Origin of the sequence: Corynebacterium sp. HMSC074C03 (genome assembly GCF_001838285.1) — a bacterium.
Classification (GTDB): Bacteria; Actinomycetota; Actinomycetes; order Mycobacteriales; family Mycobacteriaceae; genus Corynebacterium; species Corynebacterium amycolatum.
Window position 1 is genome coordinate 54,309 of sequence record NZ_KV836202.1, and the last position, 16,590, is coordinate 70,898.

The window sequence follows — 16,590 nt, forward strand, 5'->3', positions numbered from 1 at the left end:
ACCGCCGGCCTATTTTTCGCGCGCTGACGAATGTTGCGCGGGGAGAGAACCAAGAATAGGAGACGCGCCGAACCGTGGCTGCTACCGAACATCAATATGACGCCTCATCGATTACCATCCTCGAGGGCCTCGAGGCCGTGCGTAAGCGGCCGGGTATGTACATTGGCTCGACTGGTGAGCGTGGCTTGCACCACCTGGTGTGGGAGGTTGTAGACAACTCCGTCGACGAGGCGATGGCGGGTTACGCCACCGATGTTGAGGTCACTCTGCTGGAAGACGGCGGCGTTCAGGTCCGCGATAACGGTCGTGGTATTCCTGTCGAAATGCACCCGTCGGGCATGCCGACGGTGCAGGTGGTTATGACTCAACTGCACGCCGGCGGCAAGTTTGACTCCGAGTCCTACGCTGTTTCCGGTGGTCTGCACGGTGTGGGTATTTCGGTGGTCAACGCGCTGTCGACGCGTATGGAAACCGAGGTCATCCGTGATGGCTACACCTGGTACCAGAACTTCGACCAGGCCGTCCCGGAAGAGATTATCCGAGGTAAGAAGACTCGTGGTTCGGGCACCACACAGCGTTTCTGGCCGGACCCGGAGATTTTTGAGACCACCGATTTCAAGTTCGACACCATTTCTCGCCGCTTGCGTGAGATGGCGTTTTTGAACAAGGGCCTGACCATCACGTTGGTGGACAAGCGTGTCTCCGAGGAAGAGCTCGAGGCTGAGGCTCTGGCGGAGCAGGCGGAGACCGAATCCGCTGAAATCGCCAAGGATGCGGCTGAGGAGCAGAAGGAGCAGGCAGAGAAGACCACCAAGCCGAAGGAGCGCCGCAAGGTCTTCCACTACCCGAATGGTCTGCGGGATTATGTCGAGAATCTGAACAAGTCGAAGAACATCATCCACCCGACCATCATTTCCTTCGATGCTGCAGGTGACGGCCACGAGGTCGAGATTGCCATGCAGTGGAACTCGGGCTACTCCGAGTCGGTGCACACCTTCGCCAACACCATTAACACCATTGAGGGTGGCACCCACGAAGAGGGCTTCCGTTCTGCGTTGACATCGCTGATGAACCGCTATGCGCGTGAGCACCGACTGTTGAAGGAGAAGGAAAACAACCTCTCCGGCGAGGACTGCCGTGAAGGTCTCGCTGCCGTGATTTCGGTGAAGGTCGCCGATCCACAGTTCGAGGGCCAGACAAAGACGAAGCTGGGTAACACCGAGGTGCGTTCTTTCGTCCAGCGCATGACCAATGAGCACATCGGTCACTGGCTGGAGGCCAATCCGGCTGAGGCTAAGGCCATTGTTAACAAGGCCATTGCTTCGGCGCATGCCCGTCAGGCGGCTCGTAAGGCCCGCGACCTGGTGCGTCGTAAGTCCGCGACGGATCTCGGAGGCCTGCCGGGCAAGTTGGCGGACTGCCGTTCGAAGGACCCGAAGCAGTCCGAGCTGTTCATCGTGGAGGGTGACTCCGCAGGTGGTTCTGCAAAGGCAGGCCGAAACTCGCTGTTCCAGGCCATTTTGCCGCTGCGCGGTAAGATTTTGAACGTCGAGAAGGCGCGCCTGGATAAGACGCTGAAGAACAACGAGGTCCAGGCTATTATTACGGCGCTGGGCACCGGTATTCACGACGAGTTCGATATCGAAAAGCTGCGCTACCACAAGATTGTGCTGATGGCCGATGCCGACGTTGATGGTCAGCACATTGCCACGCTGCTACTGACGCTGCTGTTCCGTCTGATGCGTCCGCTGATTGATGAAGGGCACGTCTACCTCGCCCAGCCACCGCTGTACAAGCTCAAGTGGGCCAAGGGTGAGCCGGGCTACGCCTACTCAGATGCTGAGCGCGATCAGCTGCTGGAAGAGGGGCTGGCCGCCAACCGCAAGATCAACAAGGACGACGGTGTCCAGCGCTACAAGGGTCTCGGTGAGATGAACGCCGCCGAGCTGTGGGATACCACCATGGATCCGGATCACCGCGTGCTGCGTAAGGTCGCCCTCGAGGACGCACAGAAGGCCGATGAACTGTTCACCATTCTGATGGGCGATGACGTCGCTTCACGACGTTCGTTTATTACCCGTAATGCGAAGGACGTTCGCTTCCTCGACGTCTAAGCCGATACCTAGTCTAGTTATCGGCTTGTCGGTTCCCCTGACAAAACCTCAGTTCAGCCATTAATGTTTATGAAATGGAAGATACTCGAGGAAGCATGGTCAACGGGGAACCGCCAGTCGAGCCACGTATTGTGCAGGAGACATTGCCCGATGGCTCCGTGACCCCGATGGCGCTTCGGACTCCCGAAGGTACGCCTCGGGGCATCGTCGTTATTTGGCCGGGCTTTGGCATGGGGGCTCGCTATTACCGGCCGATTGCCCAAGAGTTACAGCGCCGAGGTTTGTGCGTCCTGACCTCGGAGCTGCGCGGCCAGGGTAACCAGACTGCGGTGGCCACCCGTGGCCACAACTGGGGCTACCAGGATCTTGCATCGGTGGATTACCCGTTGGCCGTGGCGCGTGCGCGTAAGGAGTTCGACCACCTCGCGGCAGGGGAGAGCACAGAGGAGAAGCTGCCGGTCTACCTGCTGTGTCATTCCATGGGCGGCCAGATTGCCTCGCTGTATCTGGCTCGACCGGAAGCGGACGTGGCTGGCGTAGTGATGGTCGGCTCCGGTACGCCGCACTACAAGTGTTTTACTGGCAACGAGTACAAGCGGCTTCGCTACGGCGCACCGTTTATGCAGGTAGTGTCCCAGATTCTGGGTTATTGGCCAGCGGGCAGGTTTGATGTGGCCGGCTACGGCCGACAGGCCCGTAACCATGTGGTGGAGTGGGCGCGCTTCTCTCGCACGGGTCTCCTGCGACCGCGCGGTGCGGACATCGACTATGCCGCTGAGATGCCTAAGGTAACTACCCCGGCGTTGTTGTTGAACTGCGGTGGTGACCGTGACTGCCCGGCGGAGTCGGCGCAGGCCTTGGCGCGGATGTTGCCGAATTCGGCGAAGTACGAGTTCATTGAGCAGCGCCTGGGACATAACCGATGGGCGCGTGAGCCGCAGGCTGTGGTTGACCGCTTCGAGCGGTTCATTGAGGAGATTTAAACTGCAATTTTCCAACCTGTAATCTGCGCTTCTTAACGTAGATACTTATGGCAACATCACCTAAAAAAATATCTGAATTTTCCCGTCGGCACTTCCTGCAGACCGCCGCAGGAGTCGGTGCCGTCACCGCTGCGAGCAACCTGCTGCCACCATCACTGCGCCACGCGCTCGCGCAGCCCCGACCGGCTGGCTCTCTTGACCAAATTGAGCACGTAGTCGTGTTGATGCAGGAAAACCGCTCTTTTGATCACTACTTCGGCACGCTCCGAGGTGTGCGAGGGTACAAAGACAACTCCGCTTTACCGGGTGTATTCAACCAGAGTGGGGTCAGTCCATATCTAATCCGCAACGCCGCTAATCGTGGTGATCTCTCGGTGGAGTACATTGCGAGTCTGCCGCACGGTTGGGAAGACGGGCAGGTTGCACTAAACGGCGGCCGCTGTAACGGCTGGATCGAGGCCAAGGGTAAGGGCACGATGGCCTGCTATGACCGCCAGGACATTGCGTTCCAATTCGCTCTCGCAGAGACGTTCACCATCTGTGATGGTTACTTTTCCTCGATGCCTACGTCGACAAGCCCGAACCGCAACTACCTGTTTTCGGGTGACACCCGAAAGGAACCGTGGGGGACTGGAGCGGTTGGCAATGCGGCGTATGAGCCGACGCACCCGGGGTATAAGTGGCGCACTTATGCCGAGGAGCTCACGGAGGCAGGGGTGCCGTGGCGTGTCTACCAGGAGTGGGATAACTACACGGACAACAACCTGGATTTCTTTGCCGCGTTTCGAAATATTGGCCGCAAGGTTATCCGTGAGGCCGGGCTGCCTGGTCTCGACATGACGGATTTTCATGAGAAGCTACTGGAACTGGGCGATGGCACGCCGCCAACTACAGAGCAACAGGAGATGGTCGATCGCCTGAATGCCGCTGTGGAGAAGCTGCCTGACGCGGAACGGGATCTCTATGATCGCGCGCTGCACCGCCGCCCGCCGGGCACGCTAGCCGACGCTTTCCGACGAGATGTTGAATCTGGGCAGCTGCCAAAGGTGTCCTGGATTGTGCCTTCGTCTGCGGAAAGCGAGCACCCGGGAGCGTCCTCGCCGATTCAGTCGGCGAATATCACTTACCGCCTGTTGGATGCGTTGGCCTCCAACCCGGAGGTGTGGGCCAAGACCGTCTTCCTGATTAACTTTGACGAGTTTGATGGTTACTTCGACCATGTGGTGCCGCCGTTGCCGCCGAAGAATGAGCCGGGGGAGTGGTACCTGGGCAAGCCGAAGGGGCTCGGTTTCCGCGTCCCGATGACTGTCATTTCACCGTGGTCGGTGGGTGGTTTGGTGTCCTCAGAGGTCTTCGATCACACTTCGGTGATCCGTTTCCTGGAGCAAGTCACCGGCGTGAGCTGCGGAAATATCACTGATTGGCGTCGTCGGGTATGTGGTGATTTGGTATCCACACTGGACTTCTCGGCGTCTACGGGAATGCAGCTTCCAGAGCAGCCGGGACCAGCGCCGGAGTTTGTGAAGCGCTGGGAGGCGGAGCCGGCCGGTGACTATCCTGTGCAGGAGTCCGAGCAGGCGACCGCGCTGCCGACACCGTACCGGCTGCACGCCTACCTCAAAGGCGGCAATCTTGTGCTGGTCAATGACGGTTCCCGTGAGGCTGTTTTCGCTGTTTACAGTGGCAATAAGGTGGAGCATCACACGGTGCTCGGTACGTTAGAGCTGCGAATTGGACTCCTGGAGCGCGAACTTACCGTGTGCGGCCCGGACCGCTTCCTGCGTGTATTCAGCAAGACGGCGAAAGAGTTGCCGGAGGTCACTTTGGAGCACGCGGCGGGACGTGTTCTAGTTGGCGGGCAGGACCGGACGGCTGATTATGTCCGTGATGGTTGGTACGAGGTTGAGCTGGCTGAAGGTGAGGCCACGGCGTATTACACGGGCCGGCTGGAGTCCGGCAATCGCATTCCGACCAGCCCGTTTACCCGAAAGAGTGACTAGGCCCTGTCCCCGGCTAAGTGCCGCCTTTGACCAGATCCCACGTCTCTGCGAATGACAGCTCTTCGCCGTTGGTGGTGAGGAGTATGTGTGCAAGTAGTGCGCCCAGTGCGGTGTTGCCAAAACTTAGTGGTTTCACGTGAAACGTTGCGTAAGCGACCGCCTGCGCTGCCGCAGAAATCGCGGGAAAGCTACGGTGGCCAGCAATGACTCCTGAGCTGGCGGCGACAATAGCGCTGATTGTCCATGGTCTCGCAAGTGTAGCGTCGGCCAATTCCGGCACTGTGGCCACCAGTTCATCGGTGGCCGCCAGGATAGCGGCCTCGCTGAGAAGCTGAATCTGGAGCGCGCTCATTCCTGTGCTCCCCGGGGCCTCGGGGAGCACAACTTTCGCAGCAGCGCCATGTCAGTATCAATTACGCTTGCCGTAATTTCCCGAGCCTGACCTTGCTGAAGGGCTCTCGCTGCGGCGGATTCGATGGCGCGAATGGCGGCCTCGTGTTTAGACACGCCCTCCATGTGCGCCAGCAGCGCCAGGGCGGTGTCCTGTTCTTTCGTGAGCCTTAAGGTCATCGCCATCGCGCACTTGCTCCTTGCTGCCTAGCCGCGCTTCCTAACTGCGCTGGTTTGTTTCCGCTATCAGGCTTAAAAACCAAGCATCTGATACCACAATGGTATCGAAAAGTTGCACACGGCGTCGTAAAGCGGGCTCTAAAGCCCTGTAGAATGGATGCGAACCTCTTTTAAGTAAAGGAAGCAGTCATTGAGCGACGATAACAACAACGACGGCTCATCCTTCGGAAGTGGAGTATTGGGCCACCAGGTTCGCCCGATCGACATCAATGAAGAGATGCAGTCGAGCTATATCGACTACGCCATGAGCGTGATTGTGGGCCGTGCGCTGCCGGAGATTCGTGATGGTCTCAAGCCGGTGCACCGCCGCATTCTCTACGCCATGTTCGACAACGGCTACCGCCCGGAGCGCGGCTATGTGAAGTCCGCTAAGCCGGTTTCGGACACGATGGGTAACTACCACCCGCACGGCGACATCGCTATTTACGACACCATGGTGCGCATGGCGCAGCCGTGGTCCATGCGCTATCCGCTTGTCGACGGTCAGGGTAACTTCGGCTCCCGCGGTGACGACGGCCCCGCAGCTATGCGTTATACGGAGGCCCGTCTGACGCCGTTGGCCATGGAAATGGTGCGCGACATTCGCGAAAACACCGTCGATTTCCAGCCGAACTATGACGGTCGTACGACAGAGCCTGTTATTCTGCCGTCGCGTGTCCCGCAGCTGTTGATGAACGGCTCCGGCGGTATTGCCGTCGGTATGGCTACCAACATCCCACCGCACAACCTTCGTGAGGTCGCGGATGCCATTAACTGGTGCCTGGACAACCCGGATGCGGATGAAAAGACCACGCTGGATGCGGTCATGGAACGCATCAAGGGCCCGGATTTCCCAACTGCCGCCCAGATTGTCGGCGACAAGGGCATCAAGGAGGCCTACACCACCGGTCGCGGTTCGATCCGCATGCGCGGTGTGACCTCGATTGAGCAGGAGGGCACTCGTCAGTCGATTGTCATCACTGAGCTGCCGTACCAGGTCAACCCGGACCGCATGATTGCCAACATCGCAGATCAGGTCAAGGACGGGCGTCTGCAGGGCATTGCCTCGATTGATGACGAATCCGACCTGAAGTGGGGCATGCGTATCGTCGTCAAGCTCAAGCGCGACGCCGTACCGCGTGTGGTGCTGAACAACCTGTACAAGCACTCCCAGCTGCAGACCAGCTTCGGTGCGAACATGCTCGCCATCGTCGACGGTGTGCCGCGTACGCTGCGCATTGACCAGATGGTGACGCTGTACGTCGCCCACCAGATTGAGGTCATTGTCCGACGGACCCAGTACCGCCTGGACGAGAAGGAAAAGCGTGCCCATATCCTGCGTGGTCTGGTCAAGGCCCTGGATATGTTGGACGAGGTCATCGCCCTGATTCGTCGGTCCGCCACGGTCGATACCGCACGCACGGGCCTGATGGGTCTGCTCGACATCGACGAGATTCAGGCTGACGCCATCCTGGCGATGCAGCTGCGTCGTCTGGCTGCTCTGGAGCGCCAGAAGATTATCGACGAGTTGGCTGAGATCGAGCTCGAGATCGCCGACCTGAAGGACATCCTGGCTAACCCGGATCGTCAGCGCGCCATCGTCAAGGAAGAGCTGACCGAGGTCGTGGAGAAGTACGGCGACGACCGTCGTACCCAGATCGTGGCCGCTGAAGGCGACGTCACCGAAGAGGACCTCATCGCCCGCGAAAACGTGGTTGTGACCATTACCTCCACGGGCTACGCCAAGCGCACTAAGGTCGATGCCTACAAGGCACAGCGCCGTGGTGGCAAGGGTGTACGCGGCGCGGATCTGAAGCAGGACGACATTGTCCGCCACTTCTTCGTCTGCTCCACGCACGACTGGATTCTGTTCTTCACCAACAAGGGTCGCGTCTACCGTCTCAAGGCCTACGAACTGCCGGAGGCCACTCGCGCCGCCCGCGGTCAGCATGTCGCCAATCTGCTGGAGTTCCAGCCGGAGGAGCGCATCGCCGAGGTGCTGCAGATTCAGAGCTACCAGGACAGCCCGTACCTGGTGCTGGCCACCAGCGAAGGCAAGGTCAAGAAGTCCCGCCTGGAGGACTACGAGTCCGCTCGCTCCGCTGGCCTGATTGCCATCAACCTGCGCGAAGGCGACTCCCTCATCGGTGCTCGTCTGTGCTCTGCTGACGATGACCTGCTGCTCGTCTCTGAGCGTGGCCAGGCCATCCGCTTTACGGCTTCCGACGACGCGCTGCGCCCGATGGGCCGCGCCACCGCCGGTGTCCAGGGCATGCGCTTCAAGGGCGACGACAAGCTGCTCAGCATGGTCGTGGTCGAGGAAGAGCACAACCTGCTGGTCGCCACGACCGGCGGCTTCGGCAAGAAGACCAAGCTCAGCGAGTACACCCCGCAGAACCGCGGCGGTATGGGCGTGCTGACGCTCAAGTACGACCCGAAGCGTGGACCGCTGATGGGGGCCCTGGTGGTCGACAATGACGACGAAATCTTCGCTGTCACCTCCGCCGGCGACATCATCCGCACCAACGTCAACGAGATTCGCGCCACCTCGCGTGCCACCAAGGGCGTGCGCCTGGTCAACCTCGCTGATGGCGTGGAACTGCTGGCTATCGACCGCAACGTTGAGGATGAGGGTGAGGAGACCGCTTCCAAGGTCTCTGAGGCCGGAACCCTGGACGTAGTCCCGAAGCGCACCGGCGCCACCAAGAGCACCGGTGCCGCCGAGTCCGGTGACTCGGAGGCGGAGAAGGAGTAAGCGCATGGCCGAAACTAACTTGGTAGTCGACAAGGTGAGTCCCTGGTCCGCCATGCGCATTACGGCGGCCACTGGCTTCATTGGCTTCCTCGTCTGGCTTGCCGCGGTTGGCCTGCTCTACCTCTTGCTCTCCGGGATGGGATTGCTCGCTCCGATTAGTGAAATGATTGGCGGGGAGGATTCCATCAGCGCGGGTCTTGTCCTTGGCCTGGCGGCCGCTGTAGGAGCGCTGTGGTGGGTGCTGTCGATTGGGTTCATGGCCCTCGGCGCAGTCATCTACAACGCGTGCGGCGGTCTCGTCGGAGGTCTCAAGATTTCGCTTGCCGACGACAGCTAGGCTGCCTAGCCTCCCGCTGGCCCCGGTGTCACCCCCGTTCGGTGGCCCCGGGGCCGCGTTGGTTCAGAGGTGTTTTCAGCGATCTGGTCGTGGAGTAGCCGTAATAGCTACTTAATGACTGCTTTTTAACTCAATATTTAGGCCTCTGACCAGGCGATTTGTGAAGTGTCATGGTTACGGGTTAAGTTATATCTCGTTCCACGGGGCCTATAGCTCAGGCGGTTAGAGCACTTCGCTGATAACGAAGGGGTCGGAGGTTCAAGTCCTCCTAGGCCCACTACCGAACAAGGTATAATTGCTCGGTGTACGGGGCTTTAGCTCAATTGGTAGAGCACCTGCTTTGCAAGCAGGAGGTCAGGGGTTCGATTCCCCTAAGCTCCACAAGGAACAAAATCCCCCGGTCGTAAGGCCGGGGGATTTTTGCGTTTTGGGGATGTAGAAGGGGAGGGGGCAAGAACGCCGAGTTACTGACTGCGTTTATGACAAAAATGGCGTGAAAAATGGCTTGAAAGTGTCATAAACTCGCACAGTTTCACACTTGCAGCCCGTCTTTTGAAGTTGTCAGGTTTGCTGCTTAACCAAAAACGCCCGACCGTCGGCGCATCTACTGCACAGAACGATCGGGCGTGAAAAGGCTTTTGGCTATCTAGCCCCAGCCGCCTATTTACTTCTTGCGAGCCTGACCCGGCTTCGGAGCTGGCTTGGACGGCTTGGAAGAGATCTTCTTAGCGTCCTCAGCGTTCTTCTTCTCGGTCTTGACCTCGTCGACCTTGATCTGAGCCTGCTTGGAAGCCTCAGCAGCCTTCTCCTCAGTAGTCTTCTTGGCTTCAGCAGCCTTGTCCTTGGCCTCGTCGGCCTTGTCAGCTGCCTTGCCCTTTACCTCTTCAGCCTTTTCCTTAGCCTCGGAAGCCTTCTCCTCAACGGTCTCCTTGACCTCGGAGGCCTTTTCTTCGACCTTGTGCTTAACTTCCTGGGCCTTCTGCTGGTACGGAGCCGGGTCGACCGGGAGCTTGTCGTCCTTGCGTAGCTTCCAGACGATGACGCCGACGATTGCTGCAACAACAGCGAAGACCAGGGAAGCGGTTGCAATGCGGCCGTTCTTGGCGCGCTGCTCTTCCTTACCGGTTACCTTGTCGATAGCCTTCTGGGTACGCACCTCGAGGTCCTTGCGAGCCTTCTTGGCCTTCTTTTCCGCCTTCTTAGCTTCGCAGCGAGCCTTGCAACGGGTCTTCTTGCCCTTGCGCTTCGCGTCCTTCTCGGCCTGCTTCGCCGCCTTCCTAGCCTGCTTCTTGGTCTCCTTGGACTTCTTCTCAACCTTGCCGGTCAGTTCTTCAGCCTGCTCAGCGAGCTGATCGCGAGCGTCGGAAACCTTTTCCTTAACGTCTTCTGCCCAATCGGATGCCGCGTCCTTTGCGGCCTCGTTCTGTGCAGCTGCCACCTTCTTAGCCTCCTGCATCGTGTCGTAGAGCTCTGCAGCCTTCTTGTCCCGGTAATCCGAGTAGCTGTCGTAAGCGGACTTCAGTCCCTTGACAGCCAGCGAGATTGCGTTGGGGTTCATGACTCTCCTTAATTAGTGCATCGCCAACAGGCATCGCCTTTAATTTTCAATCAATGATTAATACTGCTGCAGCGCCAGTGCCTCTGAGACCAAGATGCTTCTAAGTCCAAGAGCTAGGGCCCAGTTAGGTCTAGCACCAAAATATTTGCAGCAGGCTCACATTCCAGCTTAGGCACTATTTGGCCTCCATGGGGGTCAACGAAGAACTCTTTTCCTTATCTTGGGAAAACATTTTCGCTGGTTTCTGCCACGGAGAAACTCACCAGTAGGAGCAATTGGCCACCAAGGTCGGTATCCTAAGGAACGTGACTATTAAGACTGCTACTGCAACTGTGCACACCAACCATGGCGATATCGTGATTGACCTGTTCGGCAACCACGCGCCGAACACTGTCGACAACTTCATCGGCCTGGCAGAGGGCACGAAGGAGTACAAGGGTCAGAACGCCTCTGGCACCGAGTCCGGCCCGTTCTACGATGAGGCCATCTTCCACCGCATCATCGCCGGATTCATGATTCAGGGTGGTGACCCGTTGGGCACCGGCACCGGCGGCCCGGGCTACATGTTCGACGATGAGATTCACCCGGAGCTCCAGTTCGATCGTCCGTACCTGCTCGCTATGGCAAACGCCGGCAAGCGCGGCGGCCGTGGTACCAACGGTTCCCAGTTCTTCATCACCGTTGTTCCGACCCCGCACCTCAATGGCGCTCACACCATCTTCGGTGAGGTCGCTGATGATGCCTCGAAGAAGGTTGTCGACGAGATCGCTCGTGTGGCTACCGATCACTGGGATCGCCCGCTGGAGCCGGTCGTGATTACCTCCATCGACATCGAGAAGTAATCCGCTAGCTTCTACGCTCTTTAACCCGTCCGGTTGTTCCGGGCGGGTTTTTTCATGCCCATTTTCGCTTTACGACGGCCCGTAACTTCAATGTTGTGTTTAGGGGTAGTGGGGGTAGTAGCACATCGTGTTGATTCTCCACATGTCCACAGCCCTGTGGAAAAAATACTCCACTGTTCACCTAGGTGAACACGGGCCAAGAAGCACGTTACGGGTTCCAATTTTCACAAATTACAACAATTCACAGTTGTCCACAGACTTGTGCACATGTGTGGATAATTCCATTCTTGTAATTTACGAACCAGCGTTCGAAAGTGGTCGAACTCCGCAGAATATTGGAGTTACGCACAACTTGACTTGCAACTATGTTACTTGTTCACAGAGTTATCCACAGGCTGTGGATACTGTGGACACAGGGGATAGAACCAAAGTTGTCATGCTTTACGGTTTCTGTCACGTAACCCGTGAGAAATTTGGGACGAAATCTCTCCACAGTTATCCACAAATTACATGATTGTTACACAGGTTTCTGTGGATAACTTTTTTGCGCGATCAGTAGGAGAGAAATCCTCATTCGTCGAAAAACGTGTGGGAAACGGGTGTATTGACGGGGGTGAATTGACCTGGGTTTTTAGGTATGAAAAAAAGGCGCATCCAAAAGTGGATGCGCCTGAGGGGGTGCGATGTATTAGAGCTGACTAACGCCAACCCATAGTCATCAGCAGACCAACAATGAAAAGACCAAAGCCGATGACGTAGTTCCATGCGTTCAAAGTCACCATGAACGGAATATGCGGACCCGCGATGTAGTTGACCAGCAGCCAGCCCAAACCAATCAGCATGAACCCGAACATCAGCACCTTGTACCACACCGGTGTCTGAGTGCTATTGATCTTGACCGGGGTACGGCTGACGGAGGAGCCACCGGATTGTGGTGAATTAGTGCTTTCAATCTTTGCCTTAGGCATAGCGCTTTAAACTCCTTAGGTTGTGGTCAGCAGGTTGCGATCAGCGCGGTATCAACACTCCCGCGATATATGCATAATTGTAAACTTTGCATCCGAACTTACCAGTGAAGTTCGCAGGCAGTAGAATTCCCAGTTATGCAGATTCTCGTCGTCGATAACTATGACAGCTTCGTATTCAATCTGGTCCAGTACATAGGCCAGCTCGGCGAAACGGTGACTGTCTGGCGCAATGATGATGCGCGTCTCCGCGATGTTGACGACGTCGTAAAGCAATTTGATGCAATCCTACTGTCGCCCGGTCCCGGTGAGCCGTCCAATGCTGGATGGACAGAGGACATTATTCGCGCGGTGAGCAGGCAGGACGATCCGACACCGGTGTTGGGTGTGTGCTTGGGTCATCAGGCGATTGGTGAGGTCTTTGGTGCGCAGGTCGTGCGTGCCGACGAGCTGTTGCACGGCAAGACTTCCCCGGTCACTCATGACGGCACGGGTGTTCTGGCCGATGTGCCCAGTCCTTTTATTGCCACGCGCTACCACTCGTTGACGGTGGATCCGAAGACACTGCCGGAGGAACTCATTGCCACGGCATTCACGGATTCGGGCATGCTGATGGCGATGCGCCACCGCGACCTGCCGATTCACGGCGTGCAGTACCACCCGGAGTCAGTACTCACCCAGTACGGGCACCGCATGCTGGTCAATTGGCTGCGGCTGGCCGGCGGCGAGTACACCGAGGAACTCCTGGCGGAGTTGGAAGAGCAGCAGGCGGTGTACCAGCGCGCCTTCTCAGACGTGCTGGCACACTAGCCGCTAGTTAGGCAGCAGATCCGGCAGCCTTATGGGAGGTTCCGGAGCAGGCCGTTCCTCTGAAGAGCTCTCCGGGGCGACCCCCAGCCGGTAGACGCGTAGGGTGACCTCGCCGTCCTTGTTGAGCTTGGATCCGGCCGACGGGTTGGCTTTCTCCACGTGGTCGACCTTGGACAGATCCAGCGTGGTGACTTCCTCGGTGCGGATAGTTCCCTCGAAGCCGGCATCGGTGAGTGCCTTCTCCGCATCGCGGAGAGTCTGGCCCTCAACTCGTGGCATCTTAATTTGGTTGCCGCGCGAAACGTGCAGCTCGACAGTCGTTCCGACGGTGAGCTCCGTGCCCTTCTGGGGAACCTCAACAACGGTTCCCTGTTCCTCAGTGGAGTCAACCTCCACCACCTCGACAACGAAACCAGCGGACTCGAGGGTCGTGCGGGCGGAATCCAACCTCTGACCAGTGACATCCGGAACAGTCTTGGTCTCGATACCGGAGGAGACAGTCAAAGTTACACGGGTTCCCTTCGACACCTGAGAACCGGCAGCTGGAGACTGCTCGATGACATTGCCGCGCGGAACGTCCTCACTCGGTTCCTCTTGCAGCTTCGGATTGACGACAAGCCCCGCCTCCTCGAGTAGGCGGCGAGCTTCCTCGGCCTGTTTGTCGCGTACATCCGGCACATTGGTCAACTCTGGGCCCGAAGATACGCGCAGCTTGATACGAGATCCCTGCGGCAACCCCGATCCGACACCCGGTTCCGTGGCAATCACCGTGTCTCGGGGGACATCTGGGTTCGGCTCATCGACGCGGTTGACTACAAAACCAGCCTCCTCGAGAACCTGCGTTGCCTCATTGACATTTAGACCCTCGACCTGCGGAATGGCAACGGTCTCGACCTCGGTGGACGAGTTGAAGAGCTGGTAGGCGCCGTAGCCGACACCGCCGAGAGCCACCATTGCAGCAGCCACCAGCGCGATAGTTTTTCCTGCGCTGCCCTTCTTATTCTCAGGCTCGTCAGTGTTAGCGATCTGAGCAGGGGCTTCCGGCTGGGCAGCTGCTTTCTCCGGTTCCGGCGTCGGTGCAGGAGCAGGGACAGGGGCCGGAGTTGCCTGCTGTGCAGGGGTCACCCGAGTCTCAGCATCCGACGGAGCTGCCGGAAGGAATTCGGTGGTCTTCGCGTCGTCGTCATGCGCGCCGTGGTGCGCCAGCGCCAACGGATCCTCGCCGCGTGCAAGACGACGCAAATCCTGGGCGAAGTCCTCTGCGGTGTCGTAGCGCTCCATCGGATCCTTGGCCATCGCGGTCAACAGCACCGCGTCGAGGCCCTGAGCCGTGTTCGGGTCGGTGTTGAGCTTCTCCGAAGGGCGCGGCGGCTGATCCTGAACATGCTGGTAAGCGACAGAAAGAGGGGTTTCACCGGTGAATGGCGGGGCGCCCGTGACGGCCTCGAAAAGTACGCAACCGACAGCGTAAATATCAGAACGTGCATCGGCGGTCTTACCGCGCGCCTGCTCCGGCGAAAGGTACTGCGCGGTACCCAGCACGGCCGCAGTCTGCGTCATCGTGGTGGAATCACCGAGCGCGCGAGCGATGCCGAAGTCCATCACCTTCACCTTGCCGGTGTTGGTCAGCATGATGTTCGCCGGCTTGATGTCACGGTGAATGATGCCGGCATGGTGGGATGCCGTCAGTGCGTCACACACCGATGCCATTATCGACGCGGCTTTCTTCGGGTCGAGCCGCCCCTCACGACGAACAACGTCACGCAGCGTCTCACCCTGAATCAGCTCCATGACAATGAAAGGCACGCGCCCCATCGGGCTATCCGTCTCGCCGGTGTCATACACCGACACGATAGACGGGTGATTCAGTAGTGCTGAGTTTTTCGCTTCACGACGGAACCTTGCGAGGAAGTTCTCATCCCTGGCAAGGTCGGCCCTCATCATCTTGACCGCGACAGAGCGACCGAGAACTGTATCTTCAGCGCGGTAAACATCGGACATGCCGCCAACGCCAATGAGCTCGCCGAGCCGATAACGGCCCGAGAGGAGATCGTCATTGCCAGACATTGTTCGTCAGTCCCTTCGGAAGGATTTCCACCAAAACACCTTGTACCTGAATATTACTGTGCATCTGGAGTCCCCAAGGTATTACCGGACCCATTTTCCGGGGGCAGTTGAATACCGGGCAGACCACCGCCAGTGGAGTCGTCGCTATTGTCGTTGCCCGAATCCTGAGTCGGTTCGGAAGTATCCGGGGCGGTCTCGCTGGTGTCCTGTTCAGTGGAGCTGTCAGAAGCACCATCATTGTTGCCACCGTAGTTTTCACCAGAGTTGTCGCCGTAGCTGCCACCGTCGTTATTTCCCCAGTTACCGGAATTGTCGTCCGACCAACCGGAACCGGAACCGTCGTTGGGGTCGGTGTTTTGCTCTGTGGTTTGCTGCTGTGACTGGTTCGGAATGTACTGCTCCAAGTTCGGAATGGTTGGCAGTGAACCGGTTGTCGACAGCGAATAGACAACAGCGATAGCACCGGCCAGCAACACTAGCAGCACCAACAGCACAATGCTGCCGCAGCCACAACCGCAGCCGCTGCGCTTCTTTGCCGGCTTTCGCTGCCGAGTGGGTTGCTGCGGTGGCCGCTGTGGTTGCTGCTGTGGTTGCTGCTGTGTTTGCGACACCGGCATGGGCGGTCGCGTCATGGCACCGAGTTCGGTGGTCGCCGGGTTGGCAGCGTTGGATTGACGGTGCACCGTTGGGGTCACACCACGCGGCTGCGGTGGGCGGTGCCCCGCGCGCACTCGCAAAACAGCCTGTGCCAGCTCGCGGCCATCGGCATAGCGACGCTGCGGATCCTTGCGCAGCATAATGCCGATAAGTTCGCGGATATGCGGATTGACCGTCGGCGCCAACGCAGGCGGTGCCTCGTTGATGTGTGCCACGGCAACCGCGACGGTGGAGTCGCCCTGGAAGGGGCGGGCGCCGGCCACCATTTCGTAGGCGACACAGCCAAGCGAGTAAATGTCAGTCGCCGGACTCACCTGTTTGCCCTGCGCCTGCTCCGGTGAGACATACTGCGCGGTACCGACGACCATGCCGGTACGCGTCAGAGGCACCGCTTCGGCGGCCTTGGCAATGCCAAAGTCGGTAATCTTCACGGTGCCCTCCGGCGTCACCAGCAGGTTGCCCGGCTTAATGTCGCGGTGGACAAGGTTCGCAGCGTGAATTGCCGACAGGCCGTGCGCAGTCTGCTCCAGCACGTCGAGCATCAGGTGCTCTGGCAGGGTGCGACGTCGCTGGAGCACCTGCGACAGAGATTCGCCACGGATGTACTCCATGACGATGTAACACGCGCCGTGGCTGCCGATATCGCCTTCCTCGTACGTGACAATCTTCACCACGTTTGGGCTGTTGACGCTGCGTGCAGCAGCGGCTTCGTTCTGGAAGCGCTGCCGGAACTCGTAGTTGTCCGAGTACTCCTGATTCAGAAGTTTGATCGCAACTAGTTCGCCGCTGGTGGCGTCGTCGGCAAGCCAGACGGTGGACATGCCGCCACGGCCGAGCAGACGGCGTACGTGATAGCGGTTGCCGACGATATCTTGAACTTGGTGGGCATCCAT

General features: G+C 58.6%; 13 protein-coding genes and 2 tRNA genes. 9 read left to right on the forward strand and 6 right to left on the reverse strand.

The genetic code is table 11. The features are described 5' to 3' along the window. The first annotated feature begins 74 nt into the window (after window positions 1-74). From gyrB to HMPREF2847_RS03580, 3 genes are all read left to right on the forward strand, one after another. Window positions 75-2,114, forward strand: coding sequence for a DNA topoisomerase (ATP-hydrolyzing) subunit B (gyrB, locus tag HMPREF2847_RS03570; RefSeq protein ID WP_070549579.1), 2,040 nt, complete (start codon window positions 75-77; stop codon window positions 2,112-2,114). A 74-nt stretch (window positions 2,115-2,188) separates the two neighbouring features. Beyond that, on the forward strand, window positions 2,189-3,097 hold the full coding sequence (locus tag HMPREF2847_RS03575; RefSeq protein WP_336620213.1) for an alpha/beta fold hydrolase: 909 nt from the start codon (window positions 2,189-2,191) through the stop codon (window positions 3,095-3,097). A 47-nt stretch (window positions 3,098-3,144) separates the two neighbouring features. Then, window positions 3,145-5,097 carry an alkaline phosphatase family protein gene (locus HMPREF2847_RS03580; RefSeq protein WP_070851558.1) on the forward strand — a complete coding sequence of 651 codons (1,953 nt, stop codon included), beginning with the start codon at window positions 3,145-3,147 and terminating at the stop codon, window positions 5,095-5,097. 13 nt (window positions 5,098-5,110) lie between these two features. Here HMPREF2847_RS03580 and HMPREF2847_RS03585 read toward each other — a convergent pair whose 3' ends face one another. Together HMPREF2847_RS03585 and HMPREF2847_RS03590 are read right to left on the reverse strand one after the other, a co-directional pair. After that, window positions 5,111-5,449 carry a hypothetical protein gene (locus HMPREF2847_RS03585; protein WP_070851559.1) on the reverse strand — a complete coding sequence of 113 codons (339 nt, stop codon included), beginning with the start codon at window positions 5,447-5,449 and terminating at the stop codon, window positions 5,111-5,113. Further along, complete coding sequence (locus HMPREF2847_RS03590) at window positions 5,446-5,673, reverse strand: CopG family transcriptional regulator (RefSeq protein ID WP_070429074.1); 228 nt, start codon at window positions 5,671-5,673, stop codon at window positions 5,446-5,448. Before HMPREF2847_RS03590 ends, HMPREF2847_RS03585 begins: the two co-directional genes overlap by 4 nt. Before the next feature lie 271 nt (window positions 5,674-5,944). On the opposite strand from HMPREF2847_RS03590, the gene gyrA reads away from it, so the two are divergent. From gyrA to HMPREF2847_RS03610, 4 genes are all read left to right on the forward strand, one after another. Next, window positions 5,945-8,461, forward strand: coding sequence for a DNA gyrase subunit A (gene gyrA / locus HMPREF2847_RS03595; protein WP_246821932.1), 2,517 nt, complete (start codon window positions 5,945-5,947; stop codon window positions 8,459-8,461). Between the two features lie 4 nt (window positions 8,462-8,465). Then, entirely contained in the window at window positions 8,466-8,798 is a 333-nt protein-coding gene (locus HMPREF2847_RS03600; RefSeq protein ID WP_038627114.1) for a DUF3566 domain-containing protein, read from the forward strand. Between the two features lie 203 nt (window positions 8,799-9,001). Beyond that, window positions 9,002-9,075: transfer RNA gene (locus HMPREF2847_RS03605), tRNA-Ile, on the forward strand. Between the two features lie 31 nt (window positions 9,076-9,106). Next, window positions 9,107-9,179: transfer RNA gene (locus tag HMPREF2847_RS03610), tRNA-Ala, on the forward strand. Between the two features lie 283 nt (window positions 9,180-9,462). Here the strand turns inward: HMPREF2847_RS03610 and HMPREF2847_RS03615 are convergent. Then, window positions 9,463-10,356 carry a hypothetical protein gene (locus tag HMPREF2847_RS03615; RefSeq protein WP_070851560.1) on the reverse strand — a complete coding sequence of 298 codons (894 nt, stop codon included), beginning with the start codon at window positions 10,354-10,356 and terminating at the stop codon, window positions 9,463-9,465. Between the two features lie 305 nt (window positions 10,357-10,661). Between HMPREF2847_RS03615 and HMPREF2847_RS03620 the strand changes: the two genes are divergently transcribed. Next, a complete protein-coding gene (locus tag HMPREF2847_RS03620) occupies window positions 10,662-11,198 on the forward strand; it encodes a peptidylprolyl isomerase (protein WP_369707163.1) in 537 nt (178 codons plus the stop codon). 698 nt (window positions 11,199-11,896) lie between these two features. Here the strand turns inward: HMPREF2847_RS03620 and crgA are convergent. Next, window positions 11,897-12,166: a cell division protein CrgA gene (gene crgA / locus HMPREF2847_RS03625; RefSeq protein ID WP_005511903.1), complete on the reverse strand. Its 270-nt coding sequence runs from the start codon at window positions 12,164-12,166 to the stop codon at window positions 11,897-11,899. A 135-nt stretch (window positions 12,167-12,301) separates the two neighbouring features. Here crgA and HMPREF2847_RS03630 point away from each other — a divergent pair, with 135 nt between their 5' ends. Further along, a complete protein-coding gene (locus tag HMPREF2847_RS03630; RefSeq protein WP_070851561.1) occupies window positions 12,302-12,973 on the forward strand; it encodes an aminodeoxychorismate/anthranilate synthase component II in 672 nt (223 codons plus the stop codon). Window positions 12,974-12,976: 3 nt separating this feature from the next. On the opposite strand, the gene pknB is transcribed toward HMPREF2847_RS03630, so the two are convergent. Both pknB and HMPREF2847_RS03640 read right to left on the reverse strand, forming a co-directional pair. Beyond that, window positions 12,977-15,040 carry a Stk1 family PASTA domain-containing Ser/Thr kinase gene (gene pknB / locus HMPREF2847_RS03635; protein ID WP_070851562.1) on the reverse strand — a complete coding sequence of 688 codons (2,064 nt, stop codon included), beginning with the start codon at window positions 15,038-15,040 and terminating at the stop codon, window positions 12,977-12,979. Window positions 15,041-15,093: 53 nt separating this feature from the next. Further along, complete coding sequence (locus HMPREF2847_RS03640; protein WP_070851563.1) at window positions 15,094-16,590, reverse strand: serine/threonine-protein kinase; 1,497 nt, start codon at window positions 16,588-16,590, stop codon at window positions 15,094-15,096.

What these genes read in the sequence shown, in the direction of transcription:
- HMPREF2847_RS03575 (WP_336620213.1), top strand. Translation starts at nt 2,189, where the DNA reads ATGGAAGATACTCGAGGAAGCATGGTCAACGGGGAACCGCCAGTCGAG.
- HMPREF2847_RS03580 (WP_070851558.1), top strand. Translation starts at nt 3,145, where the DNA reads ATGGCAACATCACCTAAAAAAATATCTGAATTTTCCCGTCGGCACTTC.
- HMPREF2847_RS03585 (WP_070851559.1), bottom strand. Translation starts at nt 5,449, where the DNA reads ATGAGCGCGCTCCAGATTCAGCTTCTCAGCGAGGCCGCTATCCTGGCG.
- HMPREF2847_RS03590 (WP_070429074.1), bottom strand. Translation starts at nt 5,673, where the DNA reads ATGGCGATGACCTTAAGGCTCACGAAAGAACAGGACACCGCCCTGGCG.
- gyrA (WP_246821932.1), top strand. Translation starts at nt 5,945, where the DNA reads ATGCAGTCGAGCTATATCGACTACGCCATGAGCGTGATTGTGGGCCGT.
- HMPREF2847_RS03600 (WP_038627114.1), top strand. Translation starts at nt 8,466, where the DNA reads ATGGCCGAAACTAACTTGGTAGTCGACAAGGTGAGTCCCTGGTCCGCC.
- HMPREF2847_RS03615 (WP_070851560.1), bottom strand. Translation starts at nt 10,356, where the DNA reads ATGAACCCCAACGCAATCTCGCTGGCTGTCAAGGGACTGAAGTCCGCT.
- crgA (WP_005511903.1), bottom strand. Translation starts at nt 12,166, where the DNA reads ATGCCTAAGGCAAAGATTGAAAGCACTAATTCACCACAATCCGGTGGC.
- HMPREF2847_RS03630 (WP_070851561.1), top strand. Translation starts at nt 12,302, where the DNA reads ATGCAGATTCTCGTCGTCGATAACTATGACAGCTTCGTATTCAATCTG.
- pknB (WP_070851562.1), bottom strand. Translation starts at nt 15,040, where the DNA reads ATGTCTGGCAATGACGATCTCCTCTCGGGCCGTTATCGGCTCGGCGAG.
- HMPREF2847_RS03640 (WP_070851563.1), bottom strand. Translation starts at nt 16,590, where the DNA reads ATGGATGCCCACCAAGTTCAAGATATCGTCGGCAACCGCTATCACGTA.